Annotated in this window: 16 protein-coding genes; 9 read left to right on the top strand and 7 right to left on the bottom strand. The window is 36.5% G+C overall.

The window, feature by feature from the left end:
* Window positions 1-332: 332 nt before the first annotated feature.
* Window positions 333-857 carry a T9SS type A sorting domain-containing protein gene (locus FJ213_05595; GenBank protein ID MBM4175633.1) on the top strand — a complete coding sequence of 175 codons (525 nt, stop codon included), beginning with the start codon at window positions 333-335 and terminating at the stop codon, window positions 855-857.
* Between the two features lie 58 nt (window positions 858-915).
* On the opposite strand, the gene FJ213_05590 is transcribed toward FJ213_05595, so the two are convergent.
* Window positions 916-3012, bottom strand: coding sequence for a carbohydrate binding family 9 domain-containing protein (locus tag FJ213_05590; protein MBM4175632.1), 2097 nt, complete (start codon window positions 3010-3012; stop codon window positions 916-918).
* Between the two features lie 555 nt (window positions 3013-3567).
* Between FJ213_05590 and FJ213_05585 the strand changes: the two genes are divergently transcribed.
* Window positions 3568-4704 (top strand): hypothetical protein, encoded by a 1137-nt coding sequence (locus FJ213_05585; protein MBM4175631.1) that lies wholly within the window; start codon window positions 3568-3570, stop codon window positions 4702-4704.
* 484 nt (window positions 4705-5188) lie between these two features.
* Here FJ213_05585 and FJ213_05580 read toward each other — a convergent pair whose 3' ends face one another.
* From FJ213_05580 to FJ213_05555, 6 genes are all read right to left on the bottom strand, one after another.
* Window positions 5189-6466, bottom strand: coding sequence for a hypothetical protein (locus tag FJ213_05580; GenBank protein ID MBM4175630.1), 1278 nt, complete (start codon window positions 6464-6466; stop codon window positions 5189-5191).
* Between the two features lie 67 nt (window positions 6467-6533).
* The gene (locus FJ213_05575) at window positions 6534-8303 is read right to left on the bottom strand and encodes a hypothetical protein (protein MBM4175629.1); all 1770 of its coding nucleotides are present in this window, start codon (window positions 8301-8303) and stop codon (window positions 6534-6536) included.
* Between the two features lie 40 nt (window positions 8304-8343).
* Complete coding sequence (locus FJ213_05570) at window positions 8344-9999, bottom strand: hypothetical protein (protein MBM4175628.1); 1656 nt, start codon at window positions 9997-9999, stop codon at window positions 8344-8346.
* Between the two features lie 321 nt (window positions 10000-10320).
* Entirely contained in the window at window positions 10321-10890 is a 570-nt protein-coding gene (locus FJ213_05565; protein ID MBM4175627.1) for a transposase, read from the bottom strand.
* Window positions 10891-10980: 90 nt separating this feature from the next.
* On the bottom strand, window positions 10981-11340 hold the full coding sequence (locus FJ213_05560) for a hypothetical protein (protein MBM4175626.1): 360 nt from the start codon (window positions 11338-11340) through the stop codon (window positions 10981-10983).
* Window positions 11341-11397: 57 nt separating this feature from the next.
* On the bottom strand, window positions 11398-11676 hold the full coding sequence (locus FJ213_05555) for a hypothetical protein (protein ID MBM4175625.1): 279 nt from the start codon (window positions 11674-11676) through the stop codon (window positions 11398-11400).
* A gap of 269 nt (window positions 11677-11945) precedes the next feature.
* Here FJ213_05555 and FJ213_05550 point away from each other — a divergent pair, with 269 nt between their 5' ends.
* The 7 genes from FJ213_05550 (at window position 11946) to arsB (ending at window position 16367) form a co-directional block, all read left to right on the top strand.
* Window positions 11946-12284 (top strand): transposase, encoded by a 339-nt coding sequence (locus tag FJ213_05550; protein ID MBM4175624.1) that lies wholly within the window; start codon window positions 11946-11948, stop codon window positions 12282-12284.
* A gap of 61 nt (window positions 12285-12345) precedes the next feature.
* Window positions 12346-12630 (top strand): transposase, encoded by a 285-nt coding sequence (locus tag FJ213_05545; protein MBM4175623.1) that lies wholly within the window; start codon window positions 12346-12348, stop codon window positions 12628-12630.
* 39 nt (window positions 12631-12669) lie between these two features.
* Complete coding sequence (locus tag FJ213_05540) at window positions 12670-13011, top strand: winged helix-turn-helix transcriptional regulator (protein MBM4175622.1); 342 nt, start codon at window positions 12670-12672, stop codon at window positions 13009-13011.
* 48 nt (window positions 13012-13059) lie between these two features.
* Window positions 13060-14364: a hypothetical protein gene (locus FJ213_05535; protein ID MBM4175621.1), complete on the top strand. Its 1305-nt coding sequence runs from the start codon at window positions 13060-13062 to the stop codon at window positions 14362-14364.
* Between the two features lie 82 nt (window positions 14365-14446).
* The gene (locus FJ213_05530) at window positions 14447-14869 is read left to right on the top strand and encodes an arsenate reductase ArsC (GenBank protein ID MBM4175620.1); all 423 of its coding nucleotides are present in this window, start codon (window positions 14447-14449) and stop codon (window positions 14867-14869) included.
* A 201-nt stretch (window positions 14870-15070) separates the two neighbouring features.
* Window positions 15071-15313 (top strand): thioredoxin family protein, encoded by a 243-nt coding sequence (locus tag FJ213_05525; GenBank protein MBM4175619.1) that lies wholly within the window; start codon window positions 15071-15073, stop codon window positions 15311-15313.
* Between the two features lie 10 nt (window positions 15314-15323).
* Entirely contained in the window at window positions 15324-16367 is a 1044-nt protein-coding gene (gene arsB / locus FJ213_05520) for an ACR3 family arsenite efflux transporter (protein MBM4175618.1), read from the top strand.
* The last annotated feature ends 181 nt before the right edge of the window (window positions 16368-16548 follow it).

The following is a 16548-nucleotide window of genomic DNA, read 5'->3' as shown; positions in this document are numbered from 1 at the left end:
CGTTCTCCCCAACACGTTATGGCTTGATAAAGTTTGATAATTCTAATTTTACACTTTTTAGTCCAATCAATTCACCTATGCCAACTGGATATGGGGGACAAGTGAAGAAGGAGGGGGATTCATTATGGATTTGTTCTTATAAAGGGCTCGTACTTTTATATAATGATACTTGGAAAATATTCGATACGACTAATACCACGATGCCATCACAAAGATTTTTTTCTTTCGCAAAAGATCTGAACGGAGTTAGATGGTTAGGCACTGCAGATCAAGGATTACTGAAATGGGTAAACGACAGTACATTTATTTCATACAATACTTCTAACTCCCCAATGCCAAATAATTTTATAAATGTTATTACTGTGGACAAAGATAATAACTTATGGATTGGAACGGATCGTGGTTTAGTTAAATTTGATGGAACTACTTTCACGACATTTCCGGATGTTACTAACCCTTGGAGCATAATATCAATGAAGATTGATAGATTTAATAATAAGTGGATAGGGACGTTTTCACATGGTCTTGCTATATATAATGAAAATGGAGTTACTGGAGTTACATCAGTTGACGATGAATCGTTCTCAATTCACTCATATTCTCTGTATCAAAACTATCCGAATCCGTTTAATCCATCTACTGTTATAAGCTATGAATTACAAAAGCCGAGCTTTGTAACTCTAAAAGTTTATGATGTTCTAGGAAGAGAAGTTCAAACCTTAGTGAATGAGTTTAAACAAGCAGGAAAACATTTAGTTAAATTTTCTGCTGCAAATAACCTATCAAGTGGAGTGTATTTTTATAAACTGACAGCCGGAAAATTTTCCGAGCTGAAGAAGATGATACTGCTGAAATAATTTTTCATTAGAAAAGATGCCATCTCAACAAACCGGGATGGCATCTTTCTGCAGCCCTCTAAATCACAAACAGCCAAACTATCTTTGCAAGGATTGCAATATCTTTCGTGCGGAATTTTCTTCCCGTTGACAGCATATGATTCACAACGAGATAGAAATCGCTCCCAATCTTTGGCTGCCAGTTGAAACGGTAATTGATGTTAATCTCATTTTCTTCATTATTCCACTGAGCAAAAATAGAAGAATAGATCATCGTTGTGAAATCGTAACGGATTCTAGTTCCGAACTCATTAGTTGTGAAAATTCCTTCACGCAGCTTAATCGTATTTGTTTCATAATCAGCCGAGATGGATAAATGCTTGCTCAAAATTGAGGAAACATTCAGTGAAAAAGACTTTTTCTTTCCGGTTAAATAATCTCCGAAACTGTATTCAACTCCGCCGTAGATTTTTCTGCTTCGAGAAGTTTCCAGGTCAACTTCATAGCTCGTGTACCAGTATTTCCCGATTGGGATCACGGTTGTATCGAAGATATTGAAATCGCTCTCTAAAAAATCAAATCTTCTATTGATTTTAAATTCAAGATTATCATCTGCATTAGTTGACAAACCGATGGGTACAAAGCTTGCTCTAATAATCGAAAGCTCGCCCTTATCATTCCAATAAATATCCGACTCAATCGGCTCGAAGTTCAATCGTTTAACTTCATTCCAATTAATTCTTGGAGAGACTTTCAAATTGAAAACAAGAGATTGGAAGCCTGTTCTGTACATAAATCCGATTCCAGGATTAAAATCTTTTTGTGCATATCTATGGCTGGTAAAAAAATTGATCAAATCATTTGGATAATTTATGAAGAACTTGCTCCCCCAGGAATTTTTTCCCCCATCAGTATCCTCTGACTTCATTACTCCACCACCGATTGCCATAGTCTGATCGCCGAATATTTCACTAAAAGTAAAATTAAAATCCCCAGCATAAACACGATTGAATTTATTTTTCGAAATCTTATTAGTGAAAATAAATCCGGCATAAGATTGATCGAATAGATCGTATTTCATTCTAACCACACCATAATTGGTTGTAGGTTCAGCGCCACGTTTTTCGGTTTGGATGTTCATTACACCAAGCTCGACCTTCTGGATTCTGCCAACAAGTCTTGCTCCTGCAATAATCGGGATTTGCGCTTCATCACTAATTCCGATCCGCCTGCTGTAAAATAAATTATTGCCCGCTCCAAAAGTGTAATCGAAAACGTTCGCGTTTTCTAAAAAGAATTCCCGCTTCTCAGGAAAAAATAGCGGAAACTGAGTGAGATTGATCCTTGCTCTGTCAGATTCGACTTGAGCAAAATCCGTGTTGAAAGTCAAATCGAGGGAGAAGTTCTGTGTAATTCCATACTTGATATCCAAACCGGGCTCAAAATTTTTTTTCTTTACCGATTCACCTTGTTGAAACCCTCCTGTTAAAAATGGCTTAATGTAAATTGGATCCCCCCTTTTAATTTTTTTTATTCCTACTAGATCACCAGCAAAAGCAATTCGAAATAATCCAAGATTTTTCCCTGCTGCAGACCAAATCGCTTGTTCATTCAATCTTCTGATCTGTCTAAGTAAATTAAATCCCCAAGTTTGTTCGTCTTTATCGTGAAATTTAAAAGTTGAAAATGGAAAAACTAATTCGGTGCTCCAGCCGCTGTCGACAATTGCCGAACTCACGTCCCATATTCCATGCCATTCTTCATTGAAGCTGCGATAATCAAACCCATAAAGAATAGCATCGTCTCTCATTCCGAGCGGGTTTGTACCAAACCAATAAGCATTCCGGTCGTCGTTAAAAGTATCGAATATCATCATGATGTTATCATCGCCGCGCAGATTTCCGTCGCGCTTCAATTCGCGTGCAACTATTTTATCCGGCTCAGGATCGTAGCACATAATTCCGAGGTAGAGGTTTTCTTTATCGTAAAGAATTCTTATCTCAGTTTTGAATGTGGGATTTTCGCCTGCTTTTGGTTCCTGCTGTAAAAATTCTGAATTCGGTACAGCTAAACTCCAGACGGAATCGTTTAGCATGCCATCAATTGAAGGCGGAGTAAAAATTTCAACTGCAGTGACTATTTTCTGACCAAATCCTTCTGTTAGGAAAAAAGTCATTAGAAAAATAAATAATAAAGCGAGTGACTTCGATATGTTCGGCATAGTGAGGGCAAAAATACTAAAAATAATCTCGCTTACGAAGTATTGATCTCATATTCGATTTAGAAAAACTATTCAATGATTATCTATTTCCTGGCTGTCTAAAAATTAATTTTTTCTCATTAGTCATTCCCACGAAACCTGTCCTCACGCAAGTGGTGAGTGGGAATCCATAATATTTTCGTTGGTTTTAGATTCCCGTCAAAAGGATGCTGAGCATTTACACGGGAATGATAAATTGAAGTACATTTTAGTCAACCACACTCGAAAACCTAAAAAAAATTTCACGGTTCTCGAGTACGATTTCGAGGAAATCGTGTATCGGGAGAACCTCTTGTGCCAACCTCATTTATTTGCTTCATGAAAATTCTTTGAGGTTATCAAATTATTATTTCAGATTTAGGGGATCGATTTGGATGTAGAGAAAAGAATCATCACTCAAAAACTTTTCAATAATTCAAAAAATCGACTTAACTTTGTCACACTTTGTAATAATCTAATTAAGGATATGTAATGCACAGATTTTATATGATCTTGTTTTGTTCGTTGATAACTTTTTCTTCTGTCACGGCTCAGCTGTTTCAGTTCATTGCAATGTCCGACAGCCGCGGCAGCAACAACGGAGTGAACGAAGCGGTGTTATCGACTATCGTGAATCATATTGTTGAGAATCAAAAAGATGTTAAGTTTATCGTGTTTGCAGGAGATATGGTCGCCGGAAATAGATTCGATCCGAATTTAACTTACATGCAGCTTCAATTCTGGAAAAAAGTTATGTCTCCTATCTATAATAATCCGAACATGGTTTGGCCTAAAGTTTGGCTGACAGTCGGCAATCACGAAGTTCAGCACCGCGACGATGAAGATAATTTCAGGAAACTCTTTCCCGATGTTTTCATGAACGGACCGGATGATGAAAAAGGTTTGACATATTCATTCGACTACGAAAACTCACATTTTGTTTTTATGACCAGCGACCGGTGGCATTACGGCGATTTAGCTGATACAACCGACGACAAACCTGACAGACATTACATCAAGCATCTCGACTGGCTTGAGAACGATCTATCAAATGCAAAATCACGAGGCATTAAACAAATTTTTGTTATAAGTCACGAGCCTGCTTTTCCAATTGGTGGACATTTGAGAGATGGACTCCCAAACTTAGGCAGAAACTTTTCTCCCCCGTTAGATTCAACACGCAAATGGTATCTCGATAGAAGAAACAAGTTTTGGAGTTTATTAAATGAATATAAAGTAACAGCATTTATCAATGGACACGAGCATATGTATGGCAGGCAATCTGTTGATGGAGTTTTTCAAATAACAACCGGTAGTAGCGGTGCACCTTTATACGAATTCAATCCAAAGTATGGTGATAATCCTGAGCAGAAAAGATATGGTCAAGAGATGACATACATTGAAGCAATTCCTTATTATGAAACGCTAAATTATTACCATGGCCCAAACGAAAACTCACAAGCATCAAGAGATTTTGTCGGCTATCGTGCATTCACCTATGTTCTATTTGAAGTCTATGATGAAAAAGTTGATGCCGTTACATACGGAATTTTTCCGGAAGACGGTTCCTTTACAAAAATTGGAACAGAAATAAAAGTTATTGATAGATTTACGATAAAGAAAAAATAAATCATCCGCTTCAAGTAATCTTACAATTTACTTTTAACTAAAGTTATGCAAATTATATAACAATAAGCGAAATAAGGGGTTAAATTTGTATTATGAAAAAAATAATTTATCAAACCACCTTATTCGCTTATGTAAATATTTTATGTTTCAGAGATATCCGTCTAACATGCACAAAAATCTCTGAACAGTTTAATCAGAACATAGTATTTGATTCCAACCCGCCTGCCTCGTAAGTTTAAGGTTAGCGGGCAGGCAAAAATCCATATCCCGACTTGTCGGGACGACAAGCTTCTGCCGAAGGCATTCCTTCGGAAAAAGAATACTTCTCTTTAAAGAGGATTACAACAATTACATATGTAAAAAATATGGACATTTAACCGCAAAAAATCAATAATTTCTCCCTGACTTCGAGTACACCGTCTCTTATTTACAGATATAACAAAAACAATCAATTAGATAATGCTTTTTATCTCAAAGCACGATCTCATCTCAATGAATCCTGTAATGCAGTTTCAAATGATTGCTGGTACAATGCATCTCCTTCCTTATAACCCCCGGCTTCTGCCTCAATGATTTTTAGTGAATCGGGTACATCTTCATAAACTGTAAGAATAAAATTGTACTTGGCGCTGTCTAAATTGTAAGAAGCAGTTCCAATTGGAATTTGAATTGTATCGAAAGGATTACTTCCATAAATACGAAATACATTTGTAATGCCGTAATAATTATAGTTGGTCGAGTCAGGATGTTTAACAAATATTTTAGCAAGTATGGAACGGTACTCGTTTTTATCTACATCAACGTCGAAAATGAGTTTCCGTGAACTTGTATACCCATCTGCATCATTATCTACCAGGTTGATCCAATTTAAATTATTTTTTACAACGGTGTAGAAATAGCTGTCCTCATCGTGAGTTTCGAATTTAACGTCGTTAAGAATGTCAGATGTTCGGTTGTCGATTACCGCGGCAGGATAATCAAAAGCGGTTTCCATGAATTCAACTCGAAAGTCATATTCACCTCTGCTTAATTCTTTACCTTCCTCTCCGATAAGTAAATTTATGGAATCTTGTCTTTGCATTCCTCGGATTGTGAATTCCTTACTCGTAAGGTATAGCCTAAACTTATCTGAAGTTTTTTGTTTATAGTAGACATATGCTGTCAACTTTTTTTCTAAATTTCCTCCAACATCGATATCTAATCCGAGTGTAGCATATCGTGCATAACCATTCCCGTTACGGTCATATGCATCTCGCCACCATGGTGTAATAGTATAAATTTGATCATCCTTCAATTCCTCAAAAGCTTGATTTGCCAATACTGCACCAATGGAATCCTCGATGGTTACTTTAGTTTTCACTCGATTATTGCTTTTTTCATAAAGTTCGATTTGAAAATCATATAAACCCGAAATAAGTTCTTTGTTCGGGATACCAATTATCATTTGCATAGATGAAGGTGATTTTATTCCTTCAATTTCATATTCCTCCGTAAAGTTATAGAAAGAATAGTTTGGTGCATCGGTTAATTTATAATAAATTCGAGCTACTACAGTGCGAGTAACGTTTTCTTCTAAGCGGACGTTAAAATTCAAGATCTTGCTCACTGCGAATCCATCTTTATCATTATCGATAATATCCGACCACCAGACTTTTTGTATGGAATAATTATAATCAACTTCTGGTTCTGTTATGCTTTTACAAGAAGTGATGATTATTGATGTTGTGACTGCAATAAATACCAAACAAATTCCACGCATCATATTAATTTTCCTTTTTTAGAAAAAATTATAAAGATATTAGGATTGCTGTTCATTCAAACATAAGATTCTAATTCATTATTGGTTGTATTTCATTTTGTCCTGTTTTTGGTTGAAATCTGTTTTCCAATGGTACCATTTCGATTGGGATCTCTTGAACTGTCATAGTTTCAACACTTTTTCCCGCTTTGTCAAATGAGAATGATAGACAAACATCGAATCCGACATCTGAAATACCAATTTTAAAACAGATTTTGAACGAGCCATTAGTCGAAATAGATGCCTCTGCCTTAAGTGAAAAATCAGCACATAAATCTACTCCTAAGATTTCAGCACACGCCTCACCGCTTAGTTTAATTTTGCCTTTAAAAGTAAAAACGGCATCCTGCAGGGCTACAGTTAAATTCATTCCCATACTAAAACTTAATGAAAGCGGACCGGCGCTTAGATCGAATCCTGATTTCTGATATCCTGTTAATATAAAATCACCACTTTTATTCACTTTACCTTCAACCCCAATTCTATTAAACCCGGCTACGGAGCTTTCCCCTTTGAAGTACATAAATTCAGAATTTAATTCGACAGCGGTTTCACCCATATCAAGTTTCCACTTACCCAATATATCGAGATAAGATTTTTGTTTGAATCCTAATTCCCAATTAGAGGGAACTGTACCAACAGTTCCATATAAAGTTGTTTCTGTCCGCCGTGGCTGAAGATAATCAAGAAACTTCCAGTCAACACCAAAGATTTGATACATTAATTCGCTTGGAGTCACAGCGGGCTGTTCTACAATACCGACAAAATAAAGTTCGGCATCGCCGGTTTCCATTACCTTTAAAAATAGAGATGCTTTACCAAGAACAATTTCGACATCAAGAAAATCGAGTAGATCATGCTCAAGGTTTACCTTGCCATTAAATCCAAGGTTAAATTTTGATTCTTTACCTTGGAAAAAATTTTCCGATCCTTTTTGGTCGCCTGTGTAAAAGCCAATTACTGTCTCACCAGTTATTGAAGCTGGGAATTTAAGAAGATCAATTGTTCCTGTAAGATAAAGATTACCCTTGAAATTTGGAACCTTGTAAATTGTAACGCTCGGATTATAAGGAATGATTCCTTGGGCTGAAACTGCAAAACCAATATTTGTAATTGGTCCGAGAATTGAACCTTCAAAATCACAGGAAACATAGAAGTAGGGGTCGTATGGGTCGATTGCAATCTTCTTAATTCCCGACAAACTTGAATTTCCAACTTCTGCCTTAATCGGGCTTTCAAGGTTTGTGTAAAAATAATATCTATTCGGACTTACCGGCCAATCTTCTAATTCGCTTCCTAAGATAAAGCCCATCGGAGCAATATTAACGTCGAGAATCTTAAGGTGTTTTACGATTCCATAATTCGGTAATTCTACGAGACCAATGCCTGCAAAACCAACATACTCGGTAGCTGTCTCACCTTGCATTATGAATTTTCCACTGCTTATTGGAAGAGCGCCGTGCTCAGGGGAAATGTACGTTGTTGAGCTTGTGCCTGTCGATTTTAACAATACAAAGTCTCCGCTAGTTAGCATTACATCGCCATATTTATTATTCTTGGCAAATAAACTTCCTCGAATTCTAATACCATTCTCTATTTCAGTAACGTTTGCCTGATTTGTTTTGATAGTAAGTTTATTCGGTCCTGTGCCGAGGGTAAATGTTTTTGGATTTGGCTCCAATCTTTGTTCTACAAATGGATCTATCGGTGGAACAAAAATATCTTCAACACAGGTAAGTGAAACAAAACTCAAGGATCCAATTAAACAGTAGATTGGATACCTTATTAATCTTCGTCCCATTTTTCTACTCCAAAGAGTTTTGAAATAATATTCTTCATGCTTAAAAATTGAATCTATATCCTAATAAGATTTGCAGTTGTTGAGAACCCGTATATAAAGTGTAGTAATTAGTGAACTCAGTTTCGAATGGGATTTTTCCAAAACTCGCATCTTTCGATCTTAATAGTTGATATTGAAGCCTGATCAAGAAGTGACCGAATGTGTAACCTGTTCCAACACTAAGGAGATAGCTAAATCCATTATCTTTTTCGACAGGATAATAATCTTCTAATGAAGGGTATTTTGTATACTGAAAGGATGATCGCCAGTATAGACCGCCTGCAGAGACAAAGAAATCTAAATTATCATTGAAAAATTTAAATAATGAATACTTTCCATATAAATAAAATGCTAATGTTTTTAGAACGTAATCATCTTTATTTGCTTCCATATAGTTGGAACCGACTCCAAGACCAACGTTCCAATTGCTTTTGGAGAATTCTAAATTTATCCCAAGCGGATTGAATTTGTTCTTGAACTGCTTTTCTATAGGTATATTAACTGCTCCAAAAACTCCTAAGAGGCTTAATTGTGGAAAACTTTCAATTGGAATTCTCTCTGATAAACTTAAAACTTTTTCGCTTTCAACTAATAAAGTTAAGTTTGCACCTCCTCGTGCTTCTCCAATTCCCTCTTTTACGGTCTTGGAGTATTCTTTCTCGGAGAATCCAGATTCTTTTTTGGTTTCTCTCTCCACACTGTGAACTTCTATATTTAAGAAATATTCAAATTCTATATTACACTCACCGGCTTTCGTGAACGTTACTAAAAATTCAATTCCTCTTGCAGTTGCGGATGATTTACCAAGAATGCCTAAAATCCTTTCACTTTGTCTATCCCAAAAATTTATCGGTCCGGTTAAATTTAAAATGAGAATGTCGTTTTTAGTCTCTAACGCTTTCTGAGGGTCGGGTGATGAATGTATGGATTCACCCATTTTGCCTCGCAATGATTTTAACAGACTTGCTCTTTCCAATGGTTTCTTCTTAGTTATCTCCTCCAACACTTTACCGGACTTATATTCAAAACCGGATGGGGTTAGGTCTTTCCAATTATTTTTACTGTGAAAGAAACTATATGGAAGATAGGCAAACCACTTGATACTATTTTTATCAATCTTGAAAGTATTTTTTTCTCCAACCATTACTATTGAAGGATATAATGTCCATGGTGTAATATAGGTATCGGTTATTCTGATGTGTGGATATCTGTCTTCGAGAGAATTGAAAAGACCATAATGGGAATAAACTTCTTCTGCAAGATTGGCGTTATCATAATCTTCAGGTAGAAGTAATATTTGAAATCGCACAGGTTTATTTTTAGATATTTTTTTTGGACCAATGATTTCAAACTTCAACTTCTTTGAAAATGATAATGATTTGTCCTTATCCCTTTTTATATTCACGTTAAACTCACCTGAGAAGTATTGTTTAGCTTCTTTTTCAGATAAAGAAAATGATGGGGAGGAACTTATATTCTGTGCATTGATGAAATTGATTGTTACAACGAAAAAAATAGTTGTGAAAATTATCAAGCAAAAAAATTTTGAAGACCTCACAATAATACCTCTCTTTAATCTATGAGACGAATCTAACCCGCCTGCCACAGAGGGATCAACAAGGCGGGCAGACAGGCAAGTCTTTTTAAGTAATCTCATCTATTTTTTCTCTAATAAAAAGGTTACTTCATTTTGAATTTCATTTTTATCAAAAGCTTGATTATTTAATAGATTTGTTTATCCATGTTCTCATTAACGTCCTAACCTTGAATAATGAAATTAGGTTTATAATACAATTTTGTGACGAGTAGAGACTCTAAATATTGATTATTTGAACTGATGCAATATTCAAATGCAAGTATTGGTGAGTATATATTACTTAATTTTACAGGGATGTTAGTTCGCCCGAACGAGGATATTTCTTTCTCTACAAATCCGTACATAAAATGTTCTCTAAATAATTTAACAATTCATCCCGAATCATGCAATAGAAACCATGATTGGAGGTGAAAAGTTGTTAATATTACCGAACAGACCGTCAATCCACACTCGTCTTTCTTGCTGGACTGAGAGCTTTCCGAAGGATGCTGCGCATAAGACATCTCTGCCGTGTTTCGACACCGTCCAACTTCCTAATGCAATGCATTTCAAATACAAACTCGCCATTCTTCGTGCTCTCTTATCTTTCAATGCGATCAACCTAAATAACACCATGACATTGTATGCCACTAACGCAAAACGGAATGCCGCTTCGGTCGCGTAAAACTTTTGTGAAGAAAATCCGTTCACCGCGAAATCGTACTTCAATTCTTTGATCCTGTTCTCAGAATCGCTGCGTCTTTTATACATCTCCCAAATTTCATTCGGCGGCAAATCGAGATTCGTTACCATCATCGTGCTGCGGTAGTGTCTTCGCCAATCTTCCAAAGGAAATAATTCCAATTCCTTTCCGCTTGCGTTCGGGTACACGTCGGCATTCTTTCGTACGACAATAAATCGTCGTTCTGTTTTCCACCCCAGTGCTTTATAGGAACACTCGGCTGTATCGATTCAACACCTTACCGGAACAAACTTTAATCCCTTCACCAACATTCTCTTCAAAGGAGGTGTGAACTTCGCTGCAACAATGTATGACAAGCCTCACGATTCAAAGAAATTCAAGCACTTTTCATTGAAAAATCCGCTGTCGGCACGTATGAGTCCGACAAGCATGTTCCCCAACAGCAACAGCGTCTCCTCCAAAAACTTTACCACATTGTTGGATAACGATGTGTCTCCCGGACATAGCCATCTATTGGCGACAATTTTTAATTCACTGATAAAGGCAATGATCGGACGATGACTCGCTCGCCATGGCTTCTTTGGATTGTATCCCTTGCGACTCCCCTCTTGCTCTCCATAGCGCTCGAGAACGGTGCTGTCTAAATCCATCGTTACGGTTATCTTTACATACAACGTTGTCGTCCACTTTTGCAGCGCAGGAAAAATCTTGTCGTTCAACGCACACGTAAATTTCTGAAAAAACCGACTGAAGGTGCTCTCTGATGCTGTTCGTTTTCACCCGAAGATCTTCTTGATGACTTCATCATAGCGTAACAGTCCGAAATGCGCAAAACGATTCCCTCCAATCCAGATGCTCACCAAAAAACTCATCACCACATCTAGGGCTTTGTATCCACGATTCGAACCCGGGGCCGGAAGTTCCAATCTCTCAAAGGCATCTTCTAATCCTATGTTATTGACAAACTCTCGCACGATCCGCAATCCTCCCCACGGACTAACTCGCTTCTCACTGAACTCATACGGTATGCACTGCACTTTTTCAGCCTCTGCCATTGTTCTAGTATCTCCTTTGTTTTCTGTGAATTACCGTAGGTTAAGCATTTCCATTAAATTTTTCGGGTTTAATAAAGCATAAAAAGTCTTCATTTAAGCCGGAGGCTCATCAGCCTCTGGCTGAGAAGAATAAATCTTATCTGATAATCGATGACACGGTTATGGCCAAACCTTACATCAAAGAACTTGATATTTTGTCATGAGTATATTCATCCAGTGATAAACAATTCCTCCCCGCCACGACAACGCTATGTAGTGGCAGGTATGGCATTAATATCGTATTCCTTTTGTGGACTGACGGTAACACCCGTTATCTAATCGGATTCAAGATTTGGAATAAAAACGATAAAAAAACAAGGATTGATTTAGCCATAGAATTGTTGCTTTTTGCTCAAAGAACATATCACATTAAACCAGATTACGTTTTAATGGACTCCTTCTATTCTGCCGCTCGCCACGAAGAGTTACTGAGAATAATTCGTAAACTAAAGTGGTATTGGATTTCTAAAATCAAGTCAAACCGTCTAATAGACAACGTTCAAGTTCAAGACTTTTTTACTTATCGTTATGGTAACCATATTGGTAAATTACCTGCCACTACTCCGTAAGAGTCCTCCGGTAATAGCCTTGTCGTGGCGGGTCAAACAACATTAAAGCGCCCGCCTATGGCTGGTTAAAGATAATGATAATTATTTGGCTACAAGTGATCTATCATTGAATTCAACTCTTGTTAAAAGTTACTACCGTACTCGGCAATTAGTTGAAGAGTTTTTCAAAATTCTAAAGTCAGAACTAAGATTAGAATGTTGTTCTTTCAGAAAAGTAATTGCTCAAATCAATCACATCTACTTTGTTCTTATTGCATTTTGTCAGTTAGAAAATTTCAGAATTATGAAAAATATATCTAATATTTATAAAATACGATTGGTAATTTTTGATTGTATTCCTTTATAATAATTCTTATATTTCGTTAAGTAACGAAATGATTTAATAATGGATAAGACAAAAATTTTCAAGGCGCTTTCAGATTTCAATCGTCTACGAATTCTGAAAATGTTACAAACTCGCCCCTTATGTGTTTGCGAAATTACTTATGTGCTTCAGCTGGCAACCTCGACCGTATCACAGCATTTGAAAATTCTTAAGGATTCATCTTTTATAATTGAAAAAAAAGAAAAAAAATGGGTAAACTACATGATAAATCCACAGCCGCTTGATCCTAGGATAAATTCTATACTCAACTCTTTAGATTTTTGGATCTCCGATGAAAAAATAATAATTGCAGACAAAACAAAAGTCTTAAAGGCTGACAGATATAATATATGTTCTATGTGATTGATTTTGATTCTGTACTTACCGAAATGAAAATAACACAAGCACCCTATGAACTGGAAAGAACAATATAAATCATTCTTGTGGATTGCTGGATTTTTTCTCTTCGTTTATTTTATGCCGATTGAGAATGAATATTTTAACGGGGCGATACTATCCGCATTTAATTTGGTAAAATGGTATGCACAAGAGCACGTTATACTCTGTCTTATTCCAGCATTTTTTATTGCTGGTACAATTGCTGTGTTCGTCAGCCAAACTGCAGTAATAAAGTATTTCGGAGTTAAAGCAAAAAAATGGATCGCATATTCGGTTGCTTCAGTATCCGGAACCATACTTGCAGTTTGCTCTTGCACTGTGCTTCCACTGTTTTCAAGCATTCATAAACGCGGTGCTGGATTAGGTCCTGCAATTGCATTTTTGTATTCAGGTCCGGCAATCAACATCTTGGCTATAATATTAACCGCCCGAATTCTTGGTATTGAATTAGGAATCGCTCGTGTAATAGGTGCAGTTTCTTTTAGTTTGATAATTGGACTTTTTATGTCTCTCATCTTTCGAAAGGAAGAAAAGCAAAAAGAAGCGGCACAACTCGCAATGCCAGAAATAGTTGAAGTAAAACCCATCTGGCAAACTTCCCTACACTTTTTCTTTCTTGTTGCAATACTCGTTTTTATCAATTGGGGAAAACCTGCTGAGGCAACTGATAGTTTCTGGTATTTGGTATTTGCAAACAAGTGGTTCATTACTTCCATTTTCGGAATCGGTTTCGCACTTTCCATGATTTATATAATTCAGGTTAAAAGACTTTATGTGATTTTAGGCGTTTCAGCGGTAATTATCTCTGCGTTAATATTCTATAATAAACCTACTATTACTTTTGTTGCAGCTGTAATTGCAACAACACTGGCTTTGACTTTTACAGATGGCGAAGCAAATCAATGGCTTGGCGAAACTTGGGGATTCACAAAACAGATTATGCCTTTGCTTGGTGCGGGAGTTTTAGTCGCCGGTTTCTTGCTCGGTTCGGCAGATAATAAAAATGGTATAATACCTAATGAATGGATTGCAAATCTTGTTGGAGGAAATTCCTTATTCTCAAATTTCTTTGCTTCGATAACTGGAGCATTTATGTATTTTGCTACACTAACAGAGATACCAATTCTGCAAGGTTTAATAAATAACGGAATGGGAAAAGGTCCAGCACTTGCGTTACTTCTTGCCGGACCAGCTTTATCTTTACCCAATATGTTTGTGATTCGAAGTGTAATTGGCACACAAAAAACAGTTGTTTATGTTTTACTTGTCGTTATTATAGCTACAATAAGCGGAATAATGTATGGAACATTGTTCTAATGTCATTCTCGCGAAGCGCGAGAATCTACTTTTCTTTAATAGATATTATCTCTCACGGTTATAACAATCTGAAAGGAGGTAATTGAAAAAAAGAATTTTAATTCTCTGCACAGGCAATAGCTGTCGAAGTCAAATGGCTGAAGGTTTTTTAAAGTCATTCAACAGTGAACTCGAAGTATTTTCAGCTGGCACAAGACCCGCAGAAAAAATTAGTTCAATAGCGGTTCGAGTAATGAAAGAAGTTGGGATTGACATAAGTGACGGAGTACCCAAAGATGTTGAAAAATATATTGATCAATCTTTTGATTATGTGATTACGGTCTGCGATAACGCTAAAGAAACATGCCCAGTGTTCATTGGCAAGGTTGCAAAACAGCTTCATATTGGATTTGAAGATCCTGCCGAAGCGAGAGGAGCAGAGGAAGAAATACTTTCAGTCTTCAGAAAAGTTCGGGATGAAATAAAAAGAGATTTTTTTGAATTTTATTTTAAGGAGTTAAAATGAAAGTGTTATTCCTGTGAAAGCGAAAATCTATGACGTGTTAGAATTAGATTCCTGCTTTTGCAAGAATGACAACACTCATAAAGTCATTCCCGCGCAAGTGTGAATCCAATAAACATATTTATATACTCATCTGCGTGGAATTTTACACTCATGAGCAATCAGCCTTGAAAATAATTGAACCTAAAACAAAGGAGAAAAAAAATGCTAACTATCAGAATTGTTGGACCTGGATGCCAAAATTGTGAAAATCTTTTTCAAATGTGTATGAATGTTGCTGCTGAGAATAATATCGAGGCAAATATTCAAAAAATTACAGACAGAGAAAAATATGCCGAGCTTGGCATTTGGATGACTCCTGGATTAATCGTGAATGGAAAAGTTTTATCCCAAGGAAAAATTCCAACTAAGTCTACTATTGAGCATTGGCTAAAAGAAGTTAAATAAAGGAATTTATATGAGTGAGACATTATTCAAAAAATTATCTTTCTTTGATCGCTACTTAACTCTATGGATTTTCATCACGATGTTTCTTGGAGTTGCCGTAGGTTCACTCTTTCCCGGAATAGCAGAGATTTGGGATTCACTTAGCAGCGGCACTACGAATATTCCAATTGCAATTGGATTAATTTTAATGATGTACCCGCCGCTTGCAAAAGTTAAGTATGAGGAATTACCTGTAGTATTCAGAAATGTAAAACTACTTTCACTATCCCTAATTCAAAACTGGATTGTCGGACCTCTTGTGATGTTCATTCTGGCTATAATCTTTCTTCCCGATAAACCCGAAATGATGATTGGAGTAATACTTGTCGGCTTAGCAAGATGCATTGCTATGGTTTTAGTTTGGAATGATCTTGCTAAAGGTGATTCTGAGTTAGCTGCGGGACTTGTTGCTTTCAATGCTATCTTCCAGGTATTTCTCTATTCGGTATATGCTTACATTTTTGTAACAATTCTCCCTCCCCTATTCGGATTTAGCGGTGCTCTCGTAGATATTTCAATTGGCGAGATTGCTGTAACGGTTTTGATTTATCTCGGTGTCCCTTTTTTTGGAGGAATGATTACGCGCTATTCTCTAATTAAAATTAAGGACAAAGAGTGGTATCATAAAAAGTTTATTCCGAAAATTTCGGTGTTAACTCCAATTGCATTACTGTTCACAATTTTTGTGATGTTCTCGCTGAAAGGAGAAACGATTATTGATCTTCCGCTCGATGTGATTCGAGTAGCAATACCATATATTTTCTACTTTGCCGGAATGTTCTTCGTTACTTTCTTTATAGCAAAACGAATTGGAGCCGGTTATGAAAAATCCACAACAGCAGCTTTTACTGCCGGCAGCAATGATTTTGAATTGGCGATTGCCGTTGCTGTCGCTGTATTCGGAATAAATTCACATATAGCGTTTGCAACAGTTATTGGACCTCTGGTTGAAGTTCCGGTTTTAATTATGTTAGTGAATGTAGCTCTATTGTTTAAGAAAAAATATTTTTCTTAATTTTATATTATTCTGTAATCGGAATAGAGAACGATAAATACAAGTATCAAAGGGTTTTCCTTTTCTGAAAGCAAATAGATTCTTAACTTGCGGTTAAAATAGGTCAATTCGACCGATTAAAATTTCTTGAGATTAAATTTCTTTGAAAGGTTTTAATGATGAAGACAACAATAAGCTATTT

The sequence above is a fragment of the Ignavibacteria bacterium genome (assembly GCA_016873845.1).
Taxonomy (GTDB): domain Bacteria; phylum Bacteroidota; class Ignavibacteria; order Ch128b; family Ch128b; genus JAHJVF01.
This window is presented reverse-complemented; position numbering and strand designations above follow the sequence as displayed.

Coding starts and splice junctions, on each gene's coding strand:
- FJ213_05580 (MBM4175630.1), bottom strand. CDS start 6,466: ATGATGCGTGGAATTTGTTTGGTATTTATTGCAGTCACAACATCAATA.
- FJ213_05535 (MBM4175621.1), top strand. CDS start 13,060: ATGAACTGGAAAGAACAATATAAATCATTCTTGTGGATTGCTGGATTT.
- FJ213_05555 (MBM4175625.1), bottom strand. CDS start 11,676: ATGGCAGAGGCTGAAAAAGTGCAGTGCATACCGTATGAGTTCAGTGAG.
- FJ213_05570 (MBM4175628.1), bottom strand. CDS start 9,999: ATGAGATTACTTAAAAAGACTTGCCTGTCTGCCCGCCTTGTTGATCCC.
- FJ213_05585 (MBM4175631.1), top strand. CDS start 3,568: ATGCACAGATTTTATATGATCTTGTTTTGTTCGTTGATAACTTTTTCT.
- FJ213_05575 (MBM4175629.1), bottom strand. CDS start 8,303: ATGGGACGAAGATTAATAAGGTATCCAATCTACTGTTTAATTGGATCC.
- FJ213_05595 (MBM4175633.1), top strand. CDS start 333: ATGCCAAATAATTTTATAAATGTTATTACTGTGGACAAAGATAATAAC.
- arsB (MBM4175618.1), top strand. CDS start 15,324: ATGAGTGAGACATTATTCAAAAAATTATCTTTCTTTGATCGCTACTTA.
- FJ213_05590 (MBM4175632.1), bottom strand. CDS start 3,012: ATGACTTTTTTCCTAACAGAAGGATTTGGTCAGAAAATAGTCACTGCA.
- FJ213_05540 (MBM4175622.1), top strand. CDS start 12,670: ATGGATAAGACAAAAATTTTCAAGGCGCTTTCAGATTTCAATCGTCTA.
- FJ213_05525 (MBM4175619.1), top strand. CDS start 15,071: ATGCTAACTATCAGAATTGTTGGACCTGGATGCCAAAATTGTGAAAAT.